The organism is Fulvivirga ligni (assembly GCF_021389935.1).
Taxonomy (GTDB): Bacteria; Bacteroidota; Bacteroidia; order Cytophagales; family Cyclobacteriaceae; genus Fulvivirga; species Fulvivirga ligni.
This window is the reverse complement of sequence record NZ_CP089979.1, coordinates 351,996-375,384: the sequence shown is the minus strand read 5'-3', so window position 1 is coordinate 375,384 and position 23,389 is coordinate 351,996. Positions and strand designations below refer to the sequence as shown.

At 40.2% G+C, this 23,389-nt stretch carries 16 protein-coding genes and 1 pseudogene; 9 read left to right on the top strand and 8 right to left on the bottom strand.

Annotated elements, in window-relative coordinates; translation table 11 throughout:
• Positions 1-153: 153 nt before the first annotated feature.
• The 4 genes from rimO (at position 154) to LVD16_RS01645 (ending at position 5,518) form a co-directional block, all read left to right on the top strand.
• Positions 154-1,470 carry a 30S ribosomal protein S12 methylthiotransferase RimO gene (gene rimO, locus LVD16_RS01660; protein ID WP_233771847.1) on the top strand — a complete coding sequence of 439 codons (1,317 nt, stop codon included), beginning with the start codon at positions 154-156 and terminating at the stop codon, positions 1,468-1,470.
• 48 nt (positions 1,471-1,518) lie between these two features.
• Complete coding sequence (bshC, locus tag LVD16_RS01655; protein WP_233771846.1) at positions 1,519-3,069, top strand: bacillithiol biosynthesis cysteine-adding enzyme BshC; 1,551 nt, start codon at positions 1,519-1,521, stop codon at positions 3,067-3,069.
• On the top strand, positions 3,062-3,634 hold the full coding sequence (locus LVD16_RS01650) for a 5-formyltetrahydrofolate cyclo-ligase (RefSeq protein ID WP_233771845.1): 573 nt from the start codon (positions 3,062-3,064) through the stop codon (positions 3,632-3,634). The genes bshC and LVD16_RS01650 overlap by 8 nt, the downstream gene beginning before the upstream one ends.
• Before the next feature lie 135 nt (positions 3,635-3,769).
• Positions 3,770-5,518, top strand: a complete 1,749-nt coding sequence (locus tag LVD16_RS01645) for an RICIN domain-containing protein (protein ID WP_233771844.1) — start codon at positions 3,770-3,772, stop codon at positions 5,516-5,518.
• 43 nt (positions 5,519-5,561) lie between these two features.
• On the opposite strand, the gene LVD16_RS01640 is transcribed toward LVD16_RS01645, so the two are convergent.
• The 6 genes from LVD16_RS01640 to LVD16_RS01615 form a co-directional block, all read right to left on the bottom strand.
• Entirely contained in the window at positions 5,562-6,023 is a 462-nt protein-coding gene (locus LVD16_RS01640; protein WP_233771843.1) for a GreA/GreB family elongation factor, read from the bottom strand.
• 69 nt (positions 6,024-6,092) lie between these two features.
• The gene (locus LVD16_RS01635) at positions 6,093-7,556 is read right to left on the bottom strand and encodes a glutamate synthase subunit beta (RefSeq protein ID WP_233771842.1); all 1,464 of its coding nucleotides are present in this window, start codon (positions 7,554-7,556) and stop codon (positions 6,093-6,095) included.
• Between the two features lies 1 nt (position 7,557).
• Positions 7,558-12,069, bottom strand: a complete 4,512-nt coding sequence (gene gltB / locus LVD16_RS01630; protein WP_233771841.1) for a glutamate synthase large subunit — start codon at positions 12,067-12,069, stop codon at positions 7,558-7,560.
• 219 nt (positions 12,070-12,288) lie between these two features.
• Positions 12,289-12,978, bottom strand: coding sequence for a tRNA (5-methylaminomethyl-2-thiouridine)(34)-methyltransferase MnmC2 (gene mnmC2, locus LVD16_RS01625; protein ID WP_233771840.1), 690 nt, complete (start codon positions 12,976-12,978; stop codon positions 12,289-12,291).
• Complete coding sequence (ispF, locus tag LVD16_RS01620; RefSeq protein WP_233771839.1) at positions 12,971-13,450, bottom strand: 2-C-methyl-D-erythritol 2,4-cyclodiphosphate synthase; 480 nt, start codon at positions 13,448-13,450, stop codon at positions 12,971-12,973. Before ispF ends, mnmC2 begins: the two co-directional genes overlap by 8 nt.
• Entirely contained in the window at positions 13,447-14,694 is a 1,248-nt protein-coding gene (locus LVD16_RS01615; protein ID WP_233771838.1) for a M16 family metallopeptidase, read from the bottom strand. Before LVD16_RS01615 ends, ispF begins: the two co-directional genes overlap by 4 nt.
• An 81-nt stretch (positions 14,695-14,775) precedes the next feature.
• Between LVD16_RS01615 and LVD16_RS01610 the strand changes: the two genes are divergently transcribed.
• From LVD16_RS01610 to ytxJ, 3 genes are all read left to right on the top strand, one after another.
• A complete protein-coding gene (locus LVD16_RS01610) occupies positions 14,776-16,752 on the top strand; it encodes an alpha-ketoacid dehydrogenase subunit alpha/beta (protein ID WP_233771837.1) in 1,977 nt (658 codons plus the stop codon).
• 138 nt (positions 16,753-16,890) lie between these two features.
• Positions 16,891-19,197 (top strand): hypothetical protein, encoded by a 2,307-nt coding sequence (locus LVD16_RS01605; protein WP_233771836.1) that lies wholly within the window; start codon positions 16,891-16,893, stop codon positions 19,195-19,197.
• A 3-nt stretch (positions 19,198-19,200) separates the two neighbouring features.
• Positions 19,201-19,542, top strand: coding sequence for a bacillithiol system redox-active protein YtxJ (ytxJ, locus tag LVD16_RS01600; protein WP_233771835.1), 342 nt, complete (start codon positions 19,201-19,203; stop codon positions 19,540-19,542).
• On the opposite strand, the gene LVD16_RS01595 is transcribed toward ytxJ, so the two are convergent.
• Positions 19,532-19,927: an OsmC family protein gene (locus tag LVD16_RS01595; protein ID WP_233771834.1), complete on the bottom strand. Its 396-nt coding sequence runs from the start codon at positions 19,925-19,927 to the stop codon at positions 19,532-19,534. The genes ytxJ and LVD16_RS01595 overlap by 11 nt on opposite strands.
• 96 nt (positions 19,928-20,023) lie before the next feature.
• Between LVD16_RS01595 and LVD16_RS01590 the strand changes: the two genes are divergently transcribed.
• Both LVD16_RS01590 and lipA read left to right on the top strand, forming a co-directional pair.
• The gene (locus tag LVD16_RS01590; protein ID WP_233771833.1) at positions 20,024-20,749 is read left to right on the top strand and encodes a hypothetical protein; all 726 of its coding nucleotides are present in this window, start codon (positions 20,024-20,026) and stop codon (positions 20,747-20,749) included.
• Between the two features lie 71 nt (positions 20,750-20,820).
• Positions 20,821-21,707: pseudogene (lipA, locus tag LVD16_RS01585) on the top strand (lipoyl synthase).
• A gap of 77 nt (positions 21,708-21,784) precedes the next feature.
• Here lipA and LVD16_RS01580 read toward each other — a convergent pair.
• Complete coding sequence (locus LVD16_RS01580; protein WP_233771832.1) at positions 21,785-23,302, bottom strand: M28 family peptidase; 1,518 nt, start codon at positions 23,300-23,302, stop codon at positions 21,785-21,787.
• Positions 23,303-23,389 lie beyond the last annotated feature (87 nt).

Below are 23,389 nucleotides of genomic sequence, written 5' to 3'. Positions count from 1 at the left end.
TTTAATTAATCGCAAATATAGAACTTTGCACTATCTCCTCGTTGTTTGGTGAAGGTAAATGTCTAACATATTAAATAATCCAGGGTACTTGTGGTTCTCTTTTAGATTCAGAGGTACTTTTAGTAATTTTGCGTACATTTTAAATAGCATAGTTTGAAAACTAAAGGTAGAAAGAAGGATAAAGTAAACATCGTAACACTGGGTTGCTCCAAAAACCTGGTAGATTCTGAAGTAATGCTTACGCAGCTTCGTGGCAACAAGATTAATGCCACTCATGAAGATAAGAACGATGATGCTAATGTGGTGATTGTGAATACATGTGGATTTATTGATAATGCCAAGCAGGAGTCAATAGATACCATATTAAGATACGCAGATGCAAAGGAAGAAGGGCTTATTGAAAAGCTCTATGTAACTGGCTGTCTTTCTCAGCGCTATAAAGACGATCTGGAGCAGGAAATACCACAGGTAGATGCCTTCTTTGGAACAATGGAGCTTCCTTTTCTACTCAAGAAATTTAAGGCAGATTATAAGCAGGAGTTGGTAGGCGAAAGAATCCTTACTACTTCTAATCATTATGCTTATGTAAAAATAGCCGAGGGTTGTGATAGACCTTGTTCTTTCTGTGCTATTCCATTAATGCGAGGAAAACACGTTTCTAAACCTATTGAACAACTGGTTACTGAAGCGAAGAACCTGGCCAAAAATGGCACTAAGGAGCTTTTACTAATTGCACAGGATTCTACTTACTATGGATTAGATATCTATGGAAAAAGAAATCTGGCCGATCTTCTTAAGCATTTATCAGATGTAGAAGGTATCGACTGGATAAGGTTGCACTATGCTTTCCCTACAGGTTTCCCTATGGATGTTATGGATGTAATGGCCGAGCGTTCTAATATCTGTAATTATTTAGATATGCCTTTGCAGCATGGCTCTACCAGAGTTTTGAAAGATATGCGTAGAGGTACCACTCGTGAAAAGCAAGAGGCACTGATTCATGCCATTAGAGAAAGAGTGCCAAATATAGCATTACGAACTACACTGATAGCCGGTTATCCTGGAGAAACAGAAGCGGAGTTTGAAGAAATGTATGACTTTGTGGAGAGAATGAGATTTGAAAGATTAGGAATCTTCACCTATTCACATGAAGAAAACACCCATGCATATAATTTTGTTGATGATGTACCCGATGAGGTGAAACAAGATAGAGCTAATGCCGTAATGGAATTACAGGAAGGAATTTCCTACGAGCTAAACCAGCAGCGTATTGGCCAGACTTATAAGGTTCTTGTTGATAGAATGGAAAGCGGAAAATTCATAGGCAGAACAGAGTTTGATTCTCCTGAGGTGGATAATGAAGTGATCATAGACAACAAAGACGGACATATAAGGCTAGGTGATTTTGTTCAGGTAAAAATAGAAGATGCCACAGAATTTGATTTATACGGAAGTGTTGCGAAAGATTAACAGAGCGGCTTGCTGGTGCTCATTGGCGTGTATTAATTAAACCTTTTTATGAAAGTATCTAAAGTTGACTTTGCTCAGACTAATCAATTCTCATCTCTATTTCAAGATTACATTACAGAGAAAAGTCAACTTAAAGAATTCTACAATCTCTTTCCAAGGGTAGAAAACTTTGAAGATCAAATCAAGCAGAAGCAGTTTTCTGAGGAGTCTCGATCTGTGTTGGTTGATGCTTTGAAAGAGCAGTACCAACATATTGGGGAGGAGCCAGAAAACATAGAGCTACTGGCCGAGGACAACACGTTTACCGTCACTACTGGCCACCAGCTCAATATATTTACAGGACCACTATATTTTATTTATAAGATCGTAACGGTTATAAACACCTGTAAAGATCTAAAACACAAATACCCAGATTATAATTTTGTGCCTATCTATTGGATGGCTACTGAGGATCATGACTTTGATGAAATCAGTTATTTCCGATTAAATGGTAAAAAGCACATCTGGAAAACAGAACAAACAGGCGCGGTCGGTAGATTTAACACCAAAGAGCTGCAGCAAATCTTGGCTGCGGTGCCAGGAATGCCTGAATTTTTCATCAATGCCTATACAAAAAGTAAAAATTTAGCAGAGGCCGTTAGAAGCTATGTTCATCACCTTTTCGGAGAACATGGAATTGTAGTTGTTGATGGCGACCACCCAAAGTTAAAAGCAGCGCTAAAACCTGTAATCAGAGAAGATATCTTCGATACGGCGGTTAAGCCATTAGTAGATGAGCAGTCAATAAAACTTGAAGAGACGGGATATAAAACGCAGGTTTATGCCAGAGATATTAACTTTTTCTACCTTAAGGACGACGTTCGAGAGAGAATAGAGGAAGTTGATGGTAAATATCAGGTGCTTAATACAGAGATCAGCTTTGGAGCAGATGAGTTGAATGATTTAATCGATCAAAACCCAGAGTATTTTAGTCCTAACGTTATCCTAAGGCCTCTTTATCAGGAATTAATATTGCCGAACTTGGCTTATGCCGGAGGTCCTTCTGAAGTAGGGTATTGGTTGCAGTTAAAAACCATATTCGATCACTTCAAAGTGGCTTTCCCAATGCTAATGCCTCGTAATTTTGCACTGGTATTAACTTCACCCATTGAAACTAAAATGGGAAAGGTGGGCATTTCTATTGAAGATTTGTTCAAACCGAAAAGCAAGCTAGAGGCTGAGCTTGTGACTAAAAGTACCGACAAGGATATACAACTCAATGGACAAAAAGACGCCATTTTAGAATGGTTTGATAAGATTAAAGCGCAGGCTCAAGCCATAGATCCTACATTGAGTCAGCACGTGGAGGCCCAGCAAACCAAAACTGCCAACCGTCTTGATATTATTGAGAAAAAATTCATCAGAGCCGAAAAGAAAAATCAATCGGATAGAATGAGGCAATTGAGCGCCGTGTTTGACGAAATTTTTCCAAACGCAACACCTCAGGAAAGAATAGATAATTTCCTTAATTTTTACATGGTAAATCCCGATTTTGTCAATGAATTAATTGCCTATTTAGAACCGCTGGACTTCAGGTTCAATATTGTGCACCATGATTGACAAGAATACCCTTCGAAAAGTTTATTTGCAGAAAAGACTGGCCTTAAGTTCTACAGAATTTGAGAAGAGGAATAAACTTTTGGTTCAGAATTTCTCACTCTTTCTTAAAGATCATCAGTTTGAGGCTGCTCATTCCTTTCTTTCAATTGTAGATAAGAATGAAGTAGATACTCTATCCTTAATTTCAGTAATGAAAGATCAGGGTGTTTCAAAAGTCGCTATTTCAAAAAGTTTGCCTCAGGGTGAGCTAGAGCACTATTGGTATGATGATGATCTAATATTACAAACCAGTAAATGGGGGATACCAGAACCTGAACAGGGTAAGCTCGCGGATATCTATGAGTTAGATATGGTTCTGGTTCCGCTGATAAGCTTTGACCGATCCGGGCACAGGATAGGTTATGGTAAAGGTTATTATGATCGCTTTTTATCTAAAATCCCAGAAGTATTAAAAGTAGGTGTTTCTCTCGGACCACCTTTAGATCAAATTCCGTTTTCAGGTACACATGACATTCCTTTGAATATTTGTATTACGCCTTTCAGTGTTTATTATTTTAAAAAATAAGTAGCATCATCAATTAAGTGTTTTAAATACACTTTTTATTACATTCTCCCTCTTTTCTAGCTTGCCTTTTCTAATTTCATAGAGCACCTCTTCTTGGGGTGTGTTCAATCTTTATTAACCTAAACCTACTACCTTATGAAATTTTCACTGAAATTTCTGCTGTCTACTCTTGTGCTTTTTTTTGTCACCTTTTCCTGGGCGTGGTCTCAAGGAGAGGTAACTCGTTCGGGTAACACCTGGTCTGCCCGAATAAATGGAAATACTGTCTACACAGGTTCTCGTATGTTTGATGCAGTAAATGCAGCCTGTAGTAATGCCGGCTCTGGTGCTACTATTAATGTCAGAAACTCAGGAGACTCTGGTAATGATGGTGGAAATGTTTATGCCATTAGACCTTTGGCCAATCAAACTATCGATTTTCATGGTCATACCGTTAATTGTAATAGTAATGGAGACTTAGCCGTAGTCATTCATGCTGATCGAAGAAATGGAATAACGGTTAGAAATCTTGTGGTCACGGGCAATCCACGCTACGGACTTTGGTTCAGAGGCTGCTCTAATGTTACACTTACAAACATCACTATGAACCTGAGTAATAACAGCCCTGTGGGCTTGGGTATTAGAGTTGATGCATCCACTGCGGCGGCAGGCAATCTCACCATTAATGGAGATATTAACATTAATGGCAGTGCGGGACATGCTATAGAAACTTATGGTTTAAACGGTGTAAGCATAGGTGATGTGACCGTTACTAATACTGGAGGTTGCGGAGTTCTTCTTAATCAATCTCAAAACTGTACCGTAGGAGTAGTTACAGGAAACTACAATTGCTATGGTGGTGGTTATGCTACTTTTAGAGTGGCCAATGATAATGGATCCACAACCTGTGCTGGGGTTTATTCCCGCAATTCTGGCCGTGGCTTTTTCAGTGTTTCAGGGAGCCATGATTGCACTATTAATTGGGTGGATATAGCTAATACCACCAGCCATGGCATTTTTCTGGAAGATGCTACAAATACGCACGTACTGAGCGGCACGGTAGTAAATGGAAATCCGGATGTGCAGCAAGTAAGAACTTCTAATTGTACCGTAAATGTTAACGGATCAGGTGGTGGTGGAGATGATGGACCATCGTGCGGCGCTTGTTCCAGTGGCATTGTGAATGGTGGAACCTACAGAATTACACCTAGGCATGATCAGGGTAAGGCCCTGGAGTTATATAACTTCTCTACTGATAACGGCACTAATGTAAATCAATGGACTTACTGGGGAGGTAGCTATCAGCATTGGAGAGCTACGGATCGCGGTAATGGTTACTGGAGCTTTCATCCTGTTAATAACCTCGATAAATCGCTGGATATCTGGAATATGTCTACAGGAAATGGAGCTAATGTGAGTCTATATGATTATTGGGGAGGCAATGGCCAACTCTATTATTTTTCTAATGCTGGCAGCGGAGGCTGGGTTAGAATTAAATCCCGACTAAGCGACAAATGTCTTGACATCTCGGGTGCGTCCACCACAGATGGAGCTAACCTTAACCAATGGGATTGCCTCAGTGGTCAGACCAATCAAATGTTTCGGTTTGAGCCAGTATCAGCTTCGGCATTAAGAATAGATTTAGAAAAGGGCGGCGAGGATGAGATTCTATTCAGTGTTTACCCAAACCCGGTCAATGAAATGCTGCACATTGATTGGCCAGATTTAGAAGGAGATGCTGAAATACAGCTTTTCAATAATGCAGGAAAGGTTTTGCTAAAAAAGTCGCTTAAATCTGATAGGAATCAACTCGATGTCAGTCAGTTAGAGGAGGGCATTTATATAATTTCAATCTCACACAATGGACAGGAGCTGAGATCTGAAAAGGTGCTTATAGAACGCTAGAAAAAATAAGTCTCAAAGGATTAACCTTTGAGACTTATTTACATTAATGTATTTCTTGAATGGTAAACTTTCGGGTATTTAGCTCAAAGCTATCTCCAATAGCTTTGTCTAAGAGCTGAGTCCCTAGTGGAGATGTAGGAGCAATGGCGAAATAATCTTTCCCATCGATATTTATTTTTCCTGCACCTATACTAATGTAAAAGATACCATTGTTGGTAGTTACTAAGCTTCCAGATTGAATGTTAGTATAGATTTTTCCTGGTGTAATACCAGTTAATATCTCTTTTAACTTTCTGGCTTCTGCTAGCTGAACGGCGTTATTTTCCATTTCCTGCTGCATCATCTCTCTGCCTGTTTCATATTTATCACCTGCAGAGCTTTTCGTTTCATCATTGGCGGCTTCTTGAGCTGATTCCATGGCTTCCTTCGCATTTTTAATGCGTTGGTCTACGAAATTTACACAATACTCGTATAGCTTCCGCTTAAGGCCTATTTGCTGTTCCATTTTGCTTTGTCTAAAATAATCTGCAAAATTTGATGAACTTTATAAATGAAGCAATAGGTAAGTGGATAATTATTTTTCCACCGCGATATTTAAGAAGGAATCATCCTTCGCCTCTAGCTGGCTAGCACCCATCAAATAGCGATCTACAGCTATAGCGGCCTCTCTTCCTTCTGAAATAGCCCACACTACCAAAGACTGACCTCTTCTGGCGTCACCAGCGGCAAATATATGTTCTTTGCTGGTTTGGTAGCCTCTGGTTAAAGCATTACCTCGAGGGTCAGTTTCAATATCAAGTTCTTTTAAAAGCTTGTTTTCAGGAGCCACGAAACCAATGGCTAAAAGAGCCAAATCACATGGAATAGTCCTTTCAGTATTTTCAATTTCTTTGAAAGAAGGTCTTCCATCTTCCGCTGTGGTCCATTCAATGTCTACCAGCTTTACTTTTTCAAGTTTTCCGTCTGTACCAATAAATTCTTTGGTAAGAATAGCCCATTCTCTATCAGCACCCTCTTCATGAGAAGATGAGGTTCTGAGAGTCATAGGCCATAAAGGCCAGGGGTCTTTCTCAGTTCTGTGAGTCAAGGGCTTAGTGAGTAATTCTATCTGAGTTACAGACTGTGCTCCATGTCTGTTGGAAGTACCAATACAGTCAGAACCTGTATCTCCACCACCAATAACCAGAACGTTTTTATCTTTAGCAGTGATTTTATCAGCTACAGTGTCACCAGCTACTTCTTTATTTTGCTGGGTTAGGAAATCCATGGCAAAATATACGCCTTGAAGATCACGACCAGGGATAGGTAAATCTCTTGGTTGTGTAGATCCTGCGCATACTACTACCGCATCGAAGTTATCATTGAGCTCTGAAACTGGTATGTCAGTGCCAATATTACTATTGGTTTTGAAAATAATACCCTCTTGCTCCATGATGTCAACTCTTCTCTGAACCACCCATTTTTCAAGCTTGAAATCAGGAATTCCATATCTTAAAAGTCCACCAACACGATCAGCTCTTTCAAAAACAGTTACCAGATGGCCTGCTTTATTTAATTGAGCTGCCGTAGCTAAACCTGCGGGCCCAGAACCAATTACAGCTACTTTTTTGCCTGTTCTCTCTTTAGGCGGCTGGGGTTTGATGTAGCCAAGCTCGTAGGCTTTTTCTGCAATAGATTTTTCTATATGCTCAATAGCTACAGGTGGTTTATTTATACCGAGTACACAGCTGGCTTCACAAGGAGCAGGACATATACGACCTGTGAACTCCGGGAAGTTATTGGTAGAGGTTAATATTTGTACAGCCTCTTCCCACTGTTCTCTATATACGGCATCATTAAATTCAGGAATAATATTTCCTAATGGGCAGCCACTATGGCAAAAAGGGATGCCACAATCCATGCAACGTGCTGCTTGCTGCTTCGTTTTGCTTTCAGGGAATTCCTCATAGATTTCACGATAGTCGCTAATCCTTTTTTGTGGATCTCTGGAAGATGGCAGCTCTCTGTTGTATTGTAAAAATCCGTCTTTTTGTCCCATGTTATACAGCCACTTTTAGTGATTCTTTTCTTTTTAATAAAACTTTCTTGTAGTCGTGAGGAATGACTTTGATGAACTTGCCAATCTCTGAAGACCAGTTGTCTAAAACTTTTCTAGCTAGTTCACTGCCAGTGTGTTTTACGTGGTTTTCAAGCATTTGGCTTAGCTGTGTTTTGTCTTCTTCCTCTAGTGGATCCAGACCAACCATTCCTTTATTGCAAAGTTGATCAAACTGGCCATTCACATCATAAACATAGGCTATACCACCACTCATTCCTGCTGCGAAGTTTTTACCAGTAGGTCCAAGTACTACTACATTACCACCTGTCATATATTCACAAGCATGGTCACCTACGCCTTCTACCACTACACTTACTCCTGAGTTTCTTACGCAGAATCTTTCACCCGCCATTCCACGGATGTAAGCTTCACCTTTAGTTGCGCCATAGAAGGCCACATTACCAATGATGATGTTATCTTCAGCTTTAAAAGTGGCAGTTTTATCTGGATATACTGAAAGGTGTCCACCGCACATACCTTTACCGAAGTAATCATTAGCCTCTCCTTCCAGATCAAAAGTGATTCCTGAAGTAAGGAACGCCCCAAAGCTTTGACCAGCAGAGCCCTGGAATTTAAATTCGATGGTATTTGCCGGTAAGCCCTCTCCTTTATGAACTTTACTTACTTCATTAGATAAGATGGCGCCAACAGCACGGTCTGTATTCTTAATTGGGAAGCTCTTAGATACTTGCTCCTTGCTTTCTATGGCAGCTTTAGCCGCTTCTACTAATTCCCAATCTAAAACCATATCTAATTCATGGTCTTGATCTACTTGCTTGTAGATACCTACATGACTTGACACGTTTTCTTTAAATAATATCGGGGTTAAGTCAAGACTCTTATATTTCCAGTGGTTTATGTCACTTCTTACCTTCAGCACGTCCGTTTGGCCCACCATATCATTAATGGTTCTGAAACCTAACTGAGCCATGATTTGTCTTAAATCTTCAGCTAGGAAATTAAAGAAGTTAACGACATGGTCAGGATCCCCAGTGAAGAGCTTTCTTAACTCTTTATCTTGTGTTGCAATACCTACAGGGCAGGTGTTTAGATGACATTTTCTCATCATGATACAACCTTCTACTACTAAGGCCGCAGTGGAAATACCCCACTCCTCAGCACCAAGTAAAGTAGCTATGGCTAAATCTCTACCTGTTCTTAGCTGACCATCAGTTTGTACTACAATACGGCTTCTCAGGTCATTTTTAACTAATGTCTGATGAGCCTCCGCTAAGCCTAGCTCCCAAGGTAATCCCGCGTGTCTGATAGAGCTGAGTGGTGAAGCACCCGTTCCGCCGTCAGCACCTGAGATAAGTACTACATCAGCATTAGCCTTACTTACACCCGCAGCTACAGTACCTACTCCAGCTTCAGAAACTAGTTTTACATTTATTCTGGCTGCTCTATTTGCGTTCTTTAAATCGTAAATAAGCTGAGCCAAATCTTCGATAGAGTAAATATCATGGTGAGGCGGAGGTGAAATAAGTCCTACGCCAGGGGTGGAATGTCTTACTTTTCCAATCCAGTCATCCACCTTATGACCAGGTAGCTGACCACCTTCACCAGGCTTGGCTCCCTGAGCCATTTTTATTTGAATCTCATCAGCATTGCTGAGGTAATAGCTGGTTACACCGAAACGGCCTGAAGCTACCTGCTTGATCGCAGATCTTTCCCAGTCGCCATTTTCTTTTCTTTCAAACCTAACCTCATCTTCTCCTCCTTCACCACTGTTACTCTTAGCGCCTATGCGGTTCATAGCTATGGCTAAAGTAGTATGAGCTTCGTGAGAAATAGATCCGAATGACATGGCGCCGGTAGCAAATCTTTTGAAGATCTCTTCCTTAGGCTCTACTTCCTCAATAGGAATAGAGTTTCGGCTTTTGAAATCTAAAAGACCTCTAAGCGTGAGCGCATCACGGGTTTGGTCATTGATTTTATGAGCATATTTTTGATATAGCTCATAGTTGTTAGTTCTGGTAGAATGCTGTAAAAGGTGAATGGTTTCAGGGTTGAAAGTATGTCTTTCTCCTCTTCTCTTCCACTGATAAACACCACCAGTTTCTAACGTTTTTGTATTTGTGTGGTAAGCACTTCTATGTCTGGCAAGCACTTCTACTGCCAGGCCATCGAAATCCAGACCGTCGATTCTAGATATAGTTCCTTTGAAGCATCTGTGGATAACTTTTTTACTTAGTCCTAATGCCTCAAAAATCTGAGCAGATTGGTATGACTGTAAGGTACTGATACCCATTTTAGAGAGTACTTTCAACAAACCATAACCAATGGCCTTTTGATAATTTGCAAATGCATCTTCTTCAGATACTTTTTGCTCAAGAAGCTCCTGATCATTTAAATCCTTGATAGACTCAAGTGCAAGATATGGGTTAATAGCACTTGCTCCGTAACCAATAATAGTTGCAAAGTGATGTGTTTCTCTCACGTCACCAGCTTCTACTATAATACCGGCCTTGGTTCTTATCTTATTCTTCACTAAATGCTGATGAACAGCTCCTGTAGCCAATAGCGATGGGATAGGGGCATGGTTTTCATCTACTTTTCGGTCAGAGATAATTAATACCTTTTTGCCTGCACGTACAGCTTCTTCTGCCGCGGTACAGATGGCATCTAATCCCTCTTCAAGTCTACCAGCTTCACCATCAGCCACAAATACTGAATTGATGATTGTGTAGTCAAAACCGAAATTAGCCAGGTTTTTAAATTTCTGTAAATCAGAGTTTAATAAAACCGGCTGAGATATGTGAATCTGCTTGGTATGTTCAGGGCTTTCTTCAAGAATATTTAAGCTTTCACCCACTCTGGTAAATAATGACATTACCATACGCTCCCTGATCGGGTCAATCGGTGGATTACTTACCTGAGCAAATAGCTGCTTGAAGTAATTAGAAATGTGCTGACTTTGATCAGATAACACAGCTAAAGGAGTGTCTGCTCCCATAGAACCGATTGGCTCTGTGCCGCTAACGGCCATTACACCTAATATAATTTTTAGTTCTTCAGAGGTGTATCCAAAGGCCTTTTGTCTTAATGATAAGGTCTCTTTGTTAAATGACACTTCTACATTAGTAGGAGCAGGAATAAGTCTAAGCTTAGTTCTGTGGTCTCTTATCCATTTATCATAAGGACTTCTTTTACTAATTTTAGCTTTGATCTCCTCATCGTAGATCACACGTTTTTCTTCCAGGTCAACCAAAAGCATTTTTCCTGGCTGCATACGGCCATTGCTTTCTACGTTTTCTGGTTTTACAGGTAGGGCACCAGTCTCAGAAGAAACGATAAGTCTACCGTCTTTAGTAATACAGTATCTTGACGGACGCAGACCATTTCTGTCTAGGGTAGCACCTATCTGCTTTCCATCAGTAAACACTAAAGCTGCAGGACCATCCCAGGGCTCCATAAGAGCGGCATGGTATTTATAAAATGCCTTCCTGTCGGCATCCATTAAGGGATTATCTTCCCAGGCCTCAGGCACCATCATCATCATTACATGAGGGAGAGACCGACCGCTTAGAACGAGCATTTCTACAAGTGCATCGAAGTTGGCTGAATCAGAATGGGCTGGGTCTGTTATGGGAAGGAGCATTTTGAGTTCTTCATCTGTAAACAGCGAAGACTTCATCATAGCTTCTTTAGATTTCATTTTCGTCACATTACCTCTAATGGTATTTATTTCACCATTATGAGCCATGTATCTGAATGGCTGAGCAAGCTTCCAGTTAGGGAACGTGTTTGTACTAAACCTGGAATGTATAATTGATAATGCAGACGTAACGTGCTCATTCTGCAAATCATAATAATATGGGCGCAGCTGGTTAGTTCTCAACTGGCCTTTATAAACCATAACTTTGCTGGAAAGGCTGGGCACGAAGAAATCCGTGTTATTACCTTTTACATTATGGCCTATATAGTGAGTAGTATAATTTCTAAGTACGAATAGCTTTCTTTCAAGCGCTTCGGTGGTGATGTTATTATCAGAGTGCTTAAGGAAAATCTGCTCTATTACAGGCTCTACATTTCTGGCGCCAGAACCTGGAATATTATGATTAACGGGAACATTTCTATAGCCTAATAGAATGAATCCCATTTCTTCAGCGTGTTTTTCGAGTATTTCTCGACATTCATTTCTTACAGCTGGGTTTACGGGGAAGAAAATCATTCCTGCTCCATACTTTCCTGCTTCAGGAAGCTCAAAACCTAGCTTCTCACATTCTGTAGCTAGAAAATCATGCGGTATTTGAATTAGAATACCTGCTCCATCTCCAGTTTCCGGATCACTACCAGTACCACCCCTATGCTCCATATTCTCAAGCATATCTATGGCATCTTGTACAATGGCAGAGGTTTTACTTCCGTCTATATTAGCAATGCAACCTATTCCGCAGGCGTCATGTTCTAGCTCCGGGGTGTACAACCCCCGCTGTTGATCACTTTTCATAAGCATAAATTAGTTTAGGGATTGGCTAATGGTATTTAGCCGTTTGAGCGACTCTTACTAGAATACACTGTAAAAATTTAACGTAATTAACGAAAAACCGAGCGTATTGCATAAAAGTTTAGGTTCTTTTATGATTTTTTTAATCGAAGCCCTAGTTTTTTAAAATTATAGTAAACTTAAATCGATTGCGAAAATTCTTATTCTGCAAACGTGTGAATTTCACACTTTTACAGCCTGTATCATCTCCTTTTTTCCGGGAGGGCCTGGCAGGGTGTTTACCTGGAATCCTAGCTGTGCCAGATCTCTTTTTAGCTGACCTTTGGCGCAGTAGGTAACGAAAATTCCTTGAGGCTTTATAGACTTTGAAACTTTCTTCAAAATCTCATAGCTCCACATTTCTTCTTGCTTGTTAGGAGCAAAGGCATCGAAATAAACTACATCAAATGCTTCATCCTCTAAAGGGAAATTTTCTAGCTTATCTTCTATCTTTTTTAACAAAAACTGAGGGTGGATAGGTTCAGTAGTGGCCCAAGGCGTGTTGTGGATTAGCTTGAGCCAATTTTCTCCTTTCTCGTTTTTAATTTGCTGACCGTAATTAAGGTGGTCTGTAACTTCGGGGGAAAGAGGAAATGCCTCTATAGATGTCATCTCAATATGGAGAATATTTTTTTCTGAATAGTCGGCAGTAAGTAGGGCATTAAGGCCGGTGCCTAAGCCTACTTCAAAAATGGAATATGTTTCTTGCTTTTTATTTTGAGTGTAAGCATCTAGCCCATGCTTAATGAAAACATGGAGAGACTCCTGAATAGCACCATGAAAAGAATGGTAGGTCTCATTCAAATGCGCTACATATAGCGAATGAGAACCATCATCAGTGGTGATAATCTTTATGTCAGGCTTATTACTCATTAATAATTAAAACTGTAGCGAATGCTGAAACTCCTTCTTCTTTGCCTACGAAGCCTAGTTTTTCCGTAGTAGTAGCCTTAATAGATACATCTTCTTCTGATATTCCCATTACTTCGGCAAGGCAGCTCTTCATAGCAGGAATATGTGGGTTCACTTTAGGCTGCTGTAGACAAATGGTGCTGTCTATATTTCCAATTTCCCAGCCTTTTTCTCTAATGAGAACCATTACCTCTTTCAGTAAAATTTTGCTGTCAATGCCTTTAAACTTAGGATCAGTATCAGAAAAGTGAAAACCTATGTCACGCATATTGGCAGCACCTAATAAGGCGTCACAGATTACGTGTATAAGAACATCTGCGTCTGAATGACCTACAGCTCCTTTAGTATGCTCCAGCTTAATTCCACCTAACCAAAAGTCATAGCCTTCTTTCAGCTGATGCACATCGTACCCAAAACCTGTTCTTATCTTCATATCTTTTTCTCTTTAGCCTTATAGTAAAGTACAGAGCAGTTTGTCTCTCTTAAAATTTCAGGGGCCAAAGATGCAATTTTCTCCTGAGTTACGGATTGAATCAGCTCACCTTCTTCGTTCACATAATTGGCATTGCCTGATAAAGCTGCAAATGCTAAACTTCTGGCTCTGCTCAAAATTTCTACTTCTGAAAAAACTAAGGTCGACTCAGCCTGATTCTTTACTTTTTCCAGTTCTTCTGCCTCAATGCCATGATCTAAAAAGTCTTGAATCACCCCCCATACTTTTTTCTCAGCCTCTTCTATACTTACACTATCAGCTACCTGACCACTTATTACTAAAAGCCCTGGATCGATACTTCCGGTGATATAAGAATTAATAGAGCTGAAATAGGTTTCGTCCTTCACCAGCTTTTGGTATAGTCTGGAAGACTTTTCCCTTCCTAGAATGTCACTTATAAGGTCTACAGCATTGTAGTCCGGATCGTATTTTCCAGGCATGTGAAAAGCCATGGTCAGCACATCGGTTGGTACGTCCTCCTGGATTTCGAAAAACCTTCTCTCATTTTGGCGAGGTTCTTTCGGAAGGGCTCTTTTGTAAGGAGCTCCTGCAGGAATAGGCCCAAACCATTTGTTAGCCAATTCTTTTACCTGTTCAGTGTCTACATTTCCAGCAACTACCAGGATGGCCTGATTAGGGATGTAATGTTTATAGAAAAAAGACTTTACATCCTCCATGGTTGCTTCTTCTATATGGCTAATTTCTTTGCCAATAGTAGGCCACTGGTAAGAGTGAGTGTTATAAGCTAAAGGCCTGAGCTTTAACCATAAGTCTCCATATGGTTGATTTAGGTATCGTTGCTTAAACTCTTCAATAACTACTTTTTGCTGTGTTTCAAGTACCTGCGGGTCGAAAGAAAGGCTGAGCATTCTATCTGATTCCAGCCAAAAACCGGTTTCCAGGTTTTGGTAAGGTAAAGTCATGTAATAGTTAGTTACGTCAGGTGTGGTAAAAGCATTATTTTCTCCACCCGCTTGCTGTAGCGGTTCATCGTAACTTTCTATGTGTTTGGATCCACCGAACATTAAGTGCTCAAAAAGATGGGCGAATCCTGTTTTTTCAGGGTCCTCATCTCGAGATCCTACATCGTAAATTATATTAAGTACTGCGGTTTGTACACTTTTATCTTCATGTACTATTACCCGAAGGCCATTATCTAGTGTGAAGCTGTTGAATTCAATCATGTGAAACAAAAATAAAAATATAACATCATTTTGCAGATATGGTCAATGCTTTAAATTTGTTTGAAACGATAACGCTGCTGTATGAACTTTGACCGTAAGGAATATTCTGATGAGATTTTAAAATCATTATACGAAGGGCTTCTCAGGCCCAGGATGATAGAAGAGAAGATGCTGATTTTGCTGAGGCAAGGCAAAATAAGTAAGTGGTTTTCAGGTATTGGCCAGGAAGCTATTTCGGTAGGAGCCACTCAAGCGCTGGAAGATGATGAATATATCCTTCCGATGCATAGAAATTTGGGTGTGTTTACTTCTCGTGGCATTCCTTACCATAGGCTCTTTTCACAGTTTCAGGGAAAACTGTCTGGTTTTACAAAAGGTCGCGATCGTTCATTTCATTTCGGTACGAATGAGTTTCACATAGTGGGTATGATTAGCCATTTGGGACCTCAGCTTTCGGTTGCTGATGGTATAGCTCTGGCAAATAAGCTGGCCAATGAACAAAAAGCTACCATTGTATTCACTGGAGATGGCGGTGCTAGCCAGGGTGAATTTCATGAGGCCCTTAACGTAGCGGCTGTCTGGGATCTGCCGGTGATTTTTGTGATTGAGAATAACGGTTATGGTTTGTCAACACCCAGTTCTGAGCAGTTTAGATGCGAAAGTTTTACGGATAAAGGTATTGGTTATGGAATTGATGCTATTAAAATAGATGGCAATAATGTATTAGAAGTATATAGCACACTTTCTCAGCTGGCAAAAAGCATAAGGAACAATCCGAAACCTATAATTGTGGAGGCCATGACCTTTAGAATGCGAGGCCATGAGGAGGCGTCAGGCACTAAGTATGTTCCAAAAGAACTGATGGATAAGTGGGCATTGAAAGATCCATTAGTGAATTATGAAGATTATCTCTTGAAAGAAGGGGTGATAGATCAGGCTTTTATTAAAAAACTGAGAAAGAAGATACAGGCAGATATTGATGAAGGGTTGAATCAAGCTTATGCAGAAAGCCTGCCTGCAGTGGTACTTGAGGAAGAAATAAATGACATGTATGCCCCTCATGTACAGCAAGTTGTAGAGCCTAGTACTGAAAATAGATCGGACAAAAGGTTTGTTGATGCTATTTCGGATGGCCTTCACCAAAGCATGGAGAAATATCCTGAGCTAGTGATTATGGGACAGGATATTGCTGAATATGGGGGTGTTTTTAAAATTACTGAAGGCTTTTTAGATGCCTTTGGCAAAGAAAGAGTGCGGAATACACCACTTTGTGAATCAGCGATAATTGGTATAGGCCTTGGCTTATCTATTAAAGGTCAGAAAAGTGTCATTGAGATGCAGTTTGCTGACTTTGTTACTTGTGGATTTAATCAGATCGTTAATAATTTGGCCAAATCTCATTATAGATGGCAGCAAAATTCTGATGTGGTTGTAAGAATGCCTACAGGCGCTGGCGTGGGAGCGGGTCCATATCATAGTCAAAGCAATGAAGCCTGGTTTTTTCATACTCCAGGGTTAAAAATTGTATATCCATCTAATCCCATTGATGCAAAAGGCCTTTTGGCTGCAGCCATTGAAGATCCTAACCCGGTAATTTATTTTGAGCATAAATACTTATATCGCTCATTAACCGCTCAGGTGCCGGATGATTATTATACTACTGAAATAGGGAAGGCCGCTTTGATCAATGAAGGTAAGGATCTCTCTATTATTACATATGGTATGGGGGTGCACTGGGCTAAAGAGGTGGTGGCCGATAAAGGTATAGAAGCTGATATTCTTGATTTGAGAAGCCTGCTTCCATGGGATAAGGAGGCTGTGAGTGCCACCGTAAAAAAGACAGGAAAAGTAATTGTGCTTCATGAAGATTGTCTTACTGGCGGAATAGCCGGAGAGATAAGCGCATGGATCAGTGAATATTGCTTTAAGGACCTGGATGCGCCGGTTTTCAGAGTCGGAAGTCTGGATACGGCGGTTCCGTTTGCGGCACCTTTGGAAGAAAACTTCCTTCCAAAACAGAGGCTGGCACAAAAAATTGAGGAATTGGTGGAATTTTAATTAAATTAGAGCGTTTAAAGGCTTACTGAGTTCTAATTTTTTAAGTGATCAGCCGGATTGAGATTGTACAATCAAATACCATTTTTTAGCAAACTGTCTATATTACGGACCTTAATCTGTAGTGTTTTGGTGCTTTTCATGTTCGTACTTAGCTCACCTGAAGCAAAAGCTCAGGGTAAGAGAACGGAGTACGAGAAGGTCAATCGTGCCAAAAACAAAAAAAACAGAAGGCTTAAAAGGAGAGGTGATAAGGGCAAGTCTAACCGCCAAAAGGTAAGAGCTACTCGATTTAAAATCAGATCGAGACAGGGAGAACGTGCCTATCAAGGAGACATCACTGGAAGAAGATTTAGCACTAAAAGATCAGATAGGCCTAACTGGGGCGCTAAAATAGCTAAACCCGATCCTTATGCTGGTAGAAAAAGGTCCAGTGAAGGCAGCAGAGCAAAAGCTTCCCGTCAAACTCCCAGGTATTCCTCTAGAAAAAGAGAAAAAGCAGGTTCAGCTGCCGGCAGAGCTTTTAATACTCAATCAGTAAGAACTTCATTTACAGGAAAGGCCAGGTACAGGCCAGGGATAGGATCTGGAAGATCGGCTTCCCGGCCTTCAGAAAGAAAAGTTAAGAGTTCTCGCATTTCACCGAGATCAGCCTCTGGTGCGTATAACGTAAGGAGAAAGAAAAATCCATATTCAGCATTTAGAAGAAAAACACCTTGGGAGCGTGCCTATCAAGGAGATATTACTGGGCGAAAATTTAGAGCCAAGAAAAGTAGTATCAATCCGATCCTTCAGCGTCCGGGAAGAATCAAATATACATCAGCCAGTGGTAGAAGGGGAGATAGAGCCTATAATGGAAAAATGCAAGGCGGACATGTATCAGCTACTCGAGGTAGAGAACGAGCCTGGAGGAATGATATTAGTGGTCATAAACTAAGAAATAGCAGATCCAAAAGACCAGACTTTGGTGGATCGCAGTTTCAGGCATATCCTACCAGAAAAAGAAAAGGAGATAGAGCTTTTAATGGCAAACTGAAAGGAGGAGGATTTAAATCAGTGAGCTCCAGAAAGGAAAGAGCAGGAAGTGCACTTCCCCAACTTAAAGCTCCAAGTTTAGGTGCTGGTTTCAGAGGAAAGACCAAGCGAGGAAAGGTTTATAAAGGAGGAGGCAGCGTAAGTGGCAAGCGATGGAATAATGGAGGTAGAGCTGTGCAGGGAAGGGGACCTAAATCTCAGGATACGCGTATAGCTGGGTTCCAAGGTAATGTTAAGGGCGGTAGAATTCTCAAAGGAGGAGGTAGTATTAGTGATCGTACAAGAAATAATGGTGGTCGCGCAGTTCAGGGTAGAGGCCCGAGAAGACAAGATCAGAGGATAGCTCGTTTCCAGGGTAATGCCAAAGGTGGAAAAGTTTTGAAAGGTGGAGGTAGTATCAGCGGAAACCTTAAAAATAATAATGGAAGGCCCGTTCAAAGCCGTGAGCCAAGATCTCAGGATAGAAACACTGCCCGTTTTCAGGGAAATGTGAAGGGAGGAAAAGTTTTGAAAGGTGGAGGTAGCATAAGCGGTCAGCCAAGAAATAATAATGGTAGACCAGTGCAAAGCCGAGAGCCTCGATCGCAAGATAGGAGCACAGCGCGTTTCCAAGGAAATATTAAAGGAGGAAGACCTATTAAAGGTGGCGGTAGTGTAAGCGGCCAGTTATGGAATAATAAGGAGCGTCCTATTAAGAGCCGTGAGCCAGTTACTCAGGATAGGAAATCTGCAGCATTCCAGGGTAATATAAAATATAAGAAGGATCAGATTAAAAAGAACGCTGAGAAGTCAGCCAACTTTAAAGGTAACATCAAAATGTTCTCTTACATGAATGATGATGGTCCTGATGATGCGCATAAGTATCGTGGTGATATGAAGAGGGGATTTAAATATAAAAAGAATCCGAACTCTGCCGAGGAGGCTCTGAAGGTAAGAAAGCCAGATAAGAACTTTTTCAAAACTGGTAAATATACCGGAACCATTAAAGATAAAAGGCAGTTTAAACAAAACCCTTCAGCCGCTGATGCGTCTTTGAAAAATAGACCTAGAGGAGAGGGCACTGCTAAAGGCATGGCTTTTAAAGGCCGTTTTAAAACTAATGTTACTTATAAAACGAGACCTCATTCTGCCGAAGGAGCTTTAAAAGGTAAAGGTCCGTCAAAAGCAGCTGTTAAAGCGAGTGATTACCAGGGTAACATAAAAATGAGGTCTAAAAGAGTGGGTGACAGACATCCTGATTTTAAATATTTAAGCCTGCATTCAAACGGTAAGAAGGAGAAGGATAAGTTTTTTAGCTTTAAGATTCTATGGTCGAAGCTCTTTAAGAAAGAAGAGAATCAGCCTGATAATCTAAAGTATAATGGCAAAAAGCCTAGATACGATAAAAGAGAGAAAGATCTTTGGAACGATTAATATATGGAGTGGATAAAAATTGATAACGAAGCACAATTAGAAGCAATAAAAGAGGAATCTAAAACGCAGCCGGTTTTATTGTTTAAGCATAGCACCAGATGTTCTATCAGCAGCATGGCTCTGAATAGAGTGGAGCGTTCCTGGTCAGCTTCTGATAATGAAATTTTAAAGCCTTACTATCTGGACCTGATCCAATACAGAAGTATATCAGATAAAGTGGCAAGTGACTTTAATGTCCCACATGAATCTCCACAAGCTATTTTAATAAAAAATGGGGAAGCCATCTTTGATAGCTCCCACATGTCTATTAATTATAACGACCTTAAAGAAAAGGCTAAAAGTTAAACGTAACAGTTTGCTTTAGATCTGAGGATAAGCTTAATGCTACAGGACAAGTTAAGGCAGCTCTTTTAAGCACTTCAATTTGCTTCGGAGTTGCCTCTAAACTGTCATGTGTAAACTCAATCTTTATTTCGCTGATTTTTCTGGGGCTAGCACTCATAACCTTGGTAACATTGGCCATAAGTCCTTTTAAATCAACACCTTCCTGATCTGCTTTAATGCCCATTATGGTCATCATGCAGCTACACAAAGCGGAAGAAACAAGGTCAGTCGGAGAGAAAGCTTCACCCTTTCCATTATTGTCTGTAGGGGCATCTGTTATTACCTGATTTGCTGATTTTAAGTGAGTTGCAGTAGTCCTTAGTTCACCTAAATATTCAGTAGTCATTGAGTGTGTCATAAAATAAAACTATAATTGAGTGATTTTCGTTAATACGATTAAAATCCTTAAATTTATACAATATAAACTTTCAATTGCTTGATTATGGGCAAAAAGCTGTTGGTTATTTTTTTGATGTCGTTACCTGTTTTAGGCTTCTCTCAAAAGCTGGAGGCAGATAACTATGAGACGGAGTTTATTTGGGGGGTAAATAAGAATACTGCGGGCGGACTTATAGGTGGTGTGGTAGCAAGAAGTTCTAAAAGAATCTCTGACAGAATGTACCAGAGCTATGGTATAGAGCTTATGAATGTGAAGCATCCTGCAGAGTTAAGGGTCACCAGTTATACGGGTGGTCAGTTCATTTCCAGAAAATTAAATTATCTCTACGCTATAAGACTTCAATACGGCCGTGAATTGGTTTTATTTAGAAAAGCTCCTCAGCAAGGGGTTGAAATTAAAGCCCTCGGTGCTATTGGTCCTTCCATAGGTGTTGTTACTCCATATTACATTAGCTACTTTGAATCAAATAGTTATGATTTAGCTTATGCTCCCTATGAGGAGTTTGTTGCCAAAAACAAGAGCGACAATGACATTTATAGTTCTGGTAGAATCATGCAGGGAATCTTCGAGTCTAGTTTTAGAATAGGTGCTAACCTAAAAGGAGGATTAAGCTTTGAGCTTGGTTCTCAGAAAAGCCATGTTACTGGTTTTGAGTTAGGCTTTTTGCTAGATGCCTATGCAGGAAAAGTGGAGCTGGTAAATGGCGCTGATGACAAAAACTTTTTCCCAACAGCCTTCATTACTCTTTTCTACGGAAAAAGAAGATAATAGAAGACAATTCGCCTAATCGTAAAGGTTTATTCCCTAGTTTTGCAATTTGAACAATCGTATCATTTACTATGATAGAATTACCAGTAATATCCGCAGGAGAAGAAAAAAGAAGCGTAAACCAGATTGGCTTAGAGTTAAACTACCCATTGGTAAGGAATATGCTAAGGTAAGAAAACTGGTAGATACCCATAAATTACATACTATTTGTGAAAGTGGTAGCTGTCCTAACATGGGAGAATGTTGGGGTGCAGGTACGGCCACATTTATGATTCTAGGAAATGTATGTACCAGAAGCTGTACTTTTTGTGCAGTAGCTACAGGTAGACCACCTGAATATGATGAGGAGGAGCCGAAGCGAGTGGCTGAAGCCATTAATTTAATGGGTGTGAAGCATGCTGTGATTACATCAGTAAACCGTGATGAGCTTAAAGATAGAGGTGCTGAAATCTGGTACCAGACAGTGGTGCAGACTAAGGCGTTAAGTCCTGAAACGACCATTGAAACGCTTATACCAGATGTTAAAGGAAACTGGGCTGCGCTCTATAGAATGATTGAAGGAGGTCAGGAGGTAGTTTCGCATAACGTTGAAACAGTAGAAAGACTTTACAGAAGAGTTCGTCCTCAGGCTAAATATCACAGAAGCTTAGAGCAGATAAAGAAAACTAAAGAAGCAGGTAAAAGAACTAAATCAGGCATTATGCTTGGTGTAGGTGAAACTGTTGATGAGGTGCACAAAGCAATGGATGACCTTGCCGCAAATGGGTTGGATATCTTAACATTGGGCCAATACTTACAGCCTACTAAAATGCACCTTGAAGTAGCTGAATTTATACATCCTGATCAATTTGCTGCCTATAAAGAAGAAGGCTTAAAGAGAGGTTTGAAATATGTAGAATCAGGACCATTGGTAAGATCTTCTTACCATGCTGAAAGACATGTGAACGTTCCTATCTAATATAAGGATAATAAGAAAATGAAAAAGGCCGATGATTGATAAATCATCGGCCTTTTTACATATAAAGAATAATTGACTTAGTTCTTGTCTAGTTTTTGATCCTGAAGCTTATCAACTACTATTCTATCTTCTCTGTTGGCTAAAACCCAGGCAGTATGGAAAACCAATTGAGCTCTTTTTTGTAAAAGATCGAAGTTGATTTTATCCACATCATCAGTAGGCTGATGATAATCTTCATGAGTACCGTTGAAATAAAATATAATTGGAATGTTGTTCTTAGCGAAGTTCCAATGATCTGAACGGTAGTAAATACGATCAGGGTGATTCTCATCATTATAAGTGTAATCCAAATCAAACTTTGTGTATACTTCGTTCACCTTTTCGCTGATCTCGTGAAGTTCAGTAGATAAACGATCAGAGCCCACCAGGTAAACATAGTTAGAGTTTTCCTCGTGCTTAGGATCTATTCTTCCGATCATGTCAATGTTTAAATCTGCCACTGTATTCTCAAGTGGGAAAATAGGATGGCTGGTATAATAGCTTGAGCCTAATAATCCTTTTTCTTCACCTGTTACGGTCATGAAAAGAATGCTTCTTCTTGGTCCGTTACCATCTTCTTTAGCTTTAACAAATGCCTCAGCTAATTCTAAAACTGCTGAAGTTCCAGAGCCATCGTCATCAGCTCCATTGTAAACCTCGCCATTTTTAATACCTTCATGATCGTAGTGGGCTGTTATAACTACAAGCTCATCTTTTTTGTCACTACCTTCAAGGTATCCTAGTACGTTTTCGGACCTTACTTCTTTAGTTTTTTGCTCAGTCTGATATTTGATTTTAGCAGCTTTGACTTTTTTTAAACCACTTTTCCCTTTTTCAGCTGCAGCATAAAGTTTGTCTAATGATGTGTTGAATATTTCTGTAGCCACTTGAGGACTCACAATGAACATGCCTTGTGTTTCGCCTCCTTCGCCAGGCTTTTCTAAAGAAAGTCTACCGCCACTAAGGTATCTTTTGAAGCGAGAAGCTGTGTTTTGAAATGATTCAGCAGTAGAGTCTGTCACTACAAAAAGCATAGACACTTTAGCCTCTTCTGAATTTTGCATCAGTTTAGGGCTTCTTAAGTTGTCTACAAATACTAATGCAGCTTTTCCTTCTGCTTTAACGGCTGCAAAATCTTCTGCACTTCCTTTGCCTGCAAAAACAATATCAGCTGACGTAATTTTCTTTGCACCACTTTTACCATAGAAAAGAACATCTTCAAAGTTTTTCTTTTTCTTGCCGTTCACTTCTACATATGTGTCTCCAGGTACAGAAGAGTATAATTCTACCGGTTGTAGGTAGCTCTGCATGTTGCCATTTTTTACCGGAGCTCGTAGACCCAACTCTTCAAAGTTTGCACTAATGAAGGCTGCAGCCATTTTTTGGCCTCTCTTCCCTGTCTCTCTACCTTCTAATGCATCGGATGCCAGAACAGACAAATCCTCATGAAGGTCTTCCTTCGTAATAGTCGCTGCATATTTTTCAGCCACCTTATCCTGCGCCATGGCGCTTACACTGACTGTAAACAGAATCAGCAATAAATTGAGCTTTCGCATATCTCTTTTATAAAATCATGATTATACTATGCTTTCAAAAATAGAAAAAAATATGCCGGCAGACTCTTTTTAATGTCGAATTGTTAT

Coding starts and splice junctions, on each gene's coding strand:
- bshC (WP_233771846.1), top strand. CDS start 1,519: ATGAAAGTATCTAAAGTTGACTTTGCTCAGACTAATCAATTCTCATCT.
- LVD16_RS01580 (WP_233771832.1), bottom strand. CDS start 23,302: ATGCGAAAGCTCAATTTATTGCTGATTCTGTTTACAGTCAGTGTAAGC.
- LVD16_RS01610 (WP_233771837.1), top strand. CDS start 14,776: ATGAACTTTGACCGTAAGGAATATTCTGATGAGATTTTAAAATCATTA.
- ytxJ (WP_233771835.1), top strand. CDS start 19,201: ATGGAGTGGATAAAAATTGATAACGAAGCACAATTAGAAGCAATAAAA.
- ispF (WP_233771839.1), bottom strand. CDS start 13,450: ATGAAGATAAGAACAGGTTTTGGGTACGATGTGCATCAGCTGAAAGAA.
- mnmC2 (WP_233771840.1), bottom strand. CDS start 12,978: ATGAGTAATAAGCCTGACATAAAGATTATCACCACTGATGATGGTTCT.
- LVD16_RS01595 (WP_233771834.1), bottom strand. CDS start 19,927: ATGACTACTGAATATTTAGGTGAACTAAGGACTACTGCAACTCACTTA.
- gltB (WP_233771841.1), bottom strand. CDS start 12,069: ATGAAAAGTGATCAACAGCGGGGGTTGTACACCCCGGAGCTAGAACAT.
- LVD16_RS01590 (WP_233771833.1), top strand. CDS start 20,024: ATGGGCAAAAAGCTGTTGGTTATTTTTTTGATGTCGTTACCTGTTTTA.
- LVD16_RS01640 (WP_233771843.1), bottom strand. CDS start 6,023: ATGGAACAGCAAATAGGCCTTAAGCGGAAGCTATACGAGTATTGTGTA.
- LVD16_RS01650 (WP_233771845.1), top strand. CDS start 3,062: ATGATTGACAAGAATACCCTTCGAAAAGTTTATTTGCAGAAAAGACTG.
- LVD16_RS01605 (WP_233771836.1), top strand. CDS start 16,891: ATGTTCGTACTTAGCTCACCTGAAGCAAAAGCTCAGGGTAAGAGAACG.
- LVD16_RS01645 (WP_233771844.1), top strand. CDS start 3,770: ATGAAATTTTCACTGAAATTTCTGCTGTCTACTCTTGTGCTTTTTTTT.
- LVD16_RS01615 (WP_233771838.1), bottom strand. CDS start 14,694: ATGATTGAATTCAACAGCTTCACACTAGATAATGGCCTTCGGGTAATA.
- LVD16_RS01635 (WP_233771842.1), bottom strand. CDS start 7,556: ATGGGACAAAAAGACGGATTTTTACAATACAACAGAGAGCTGCCATCT.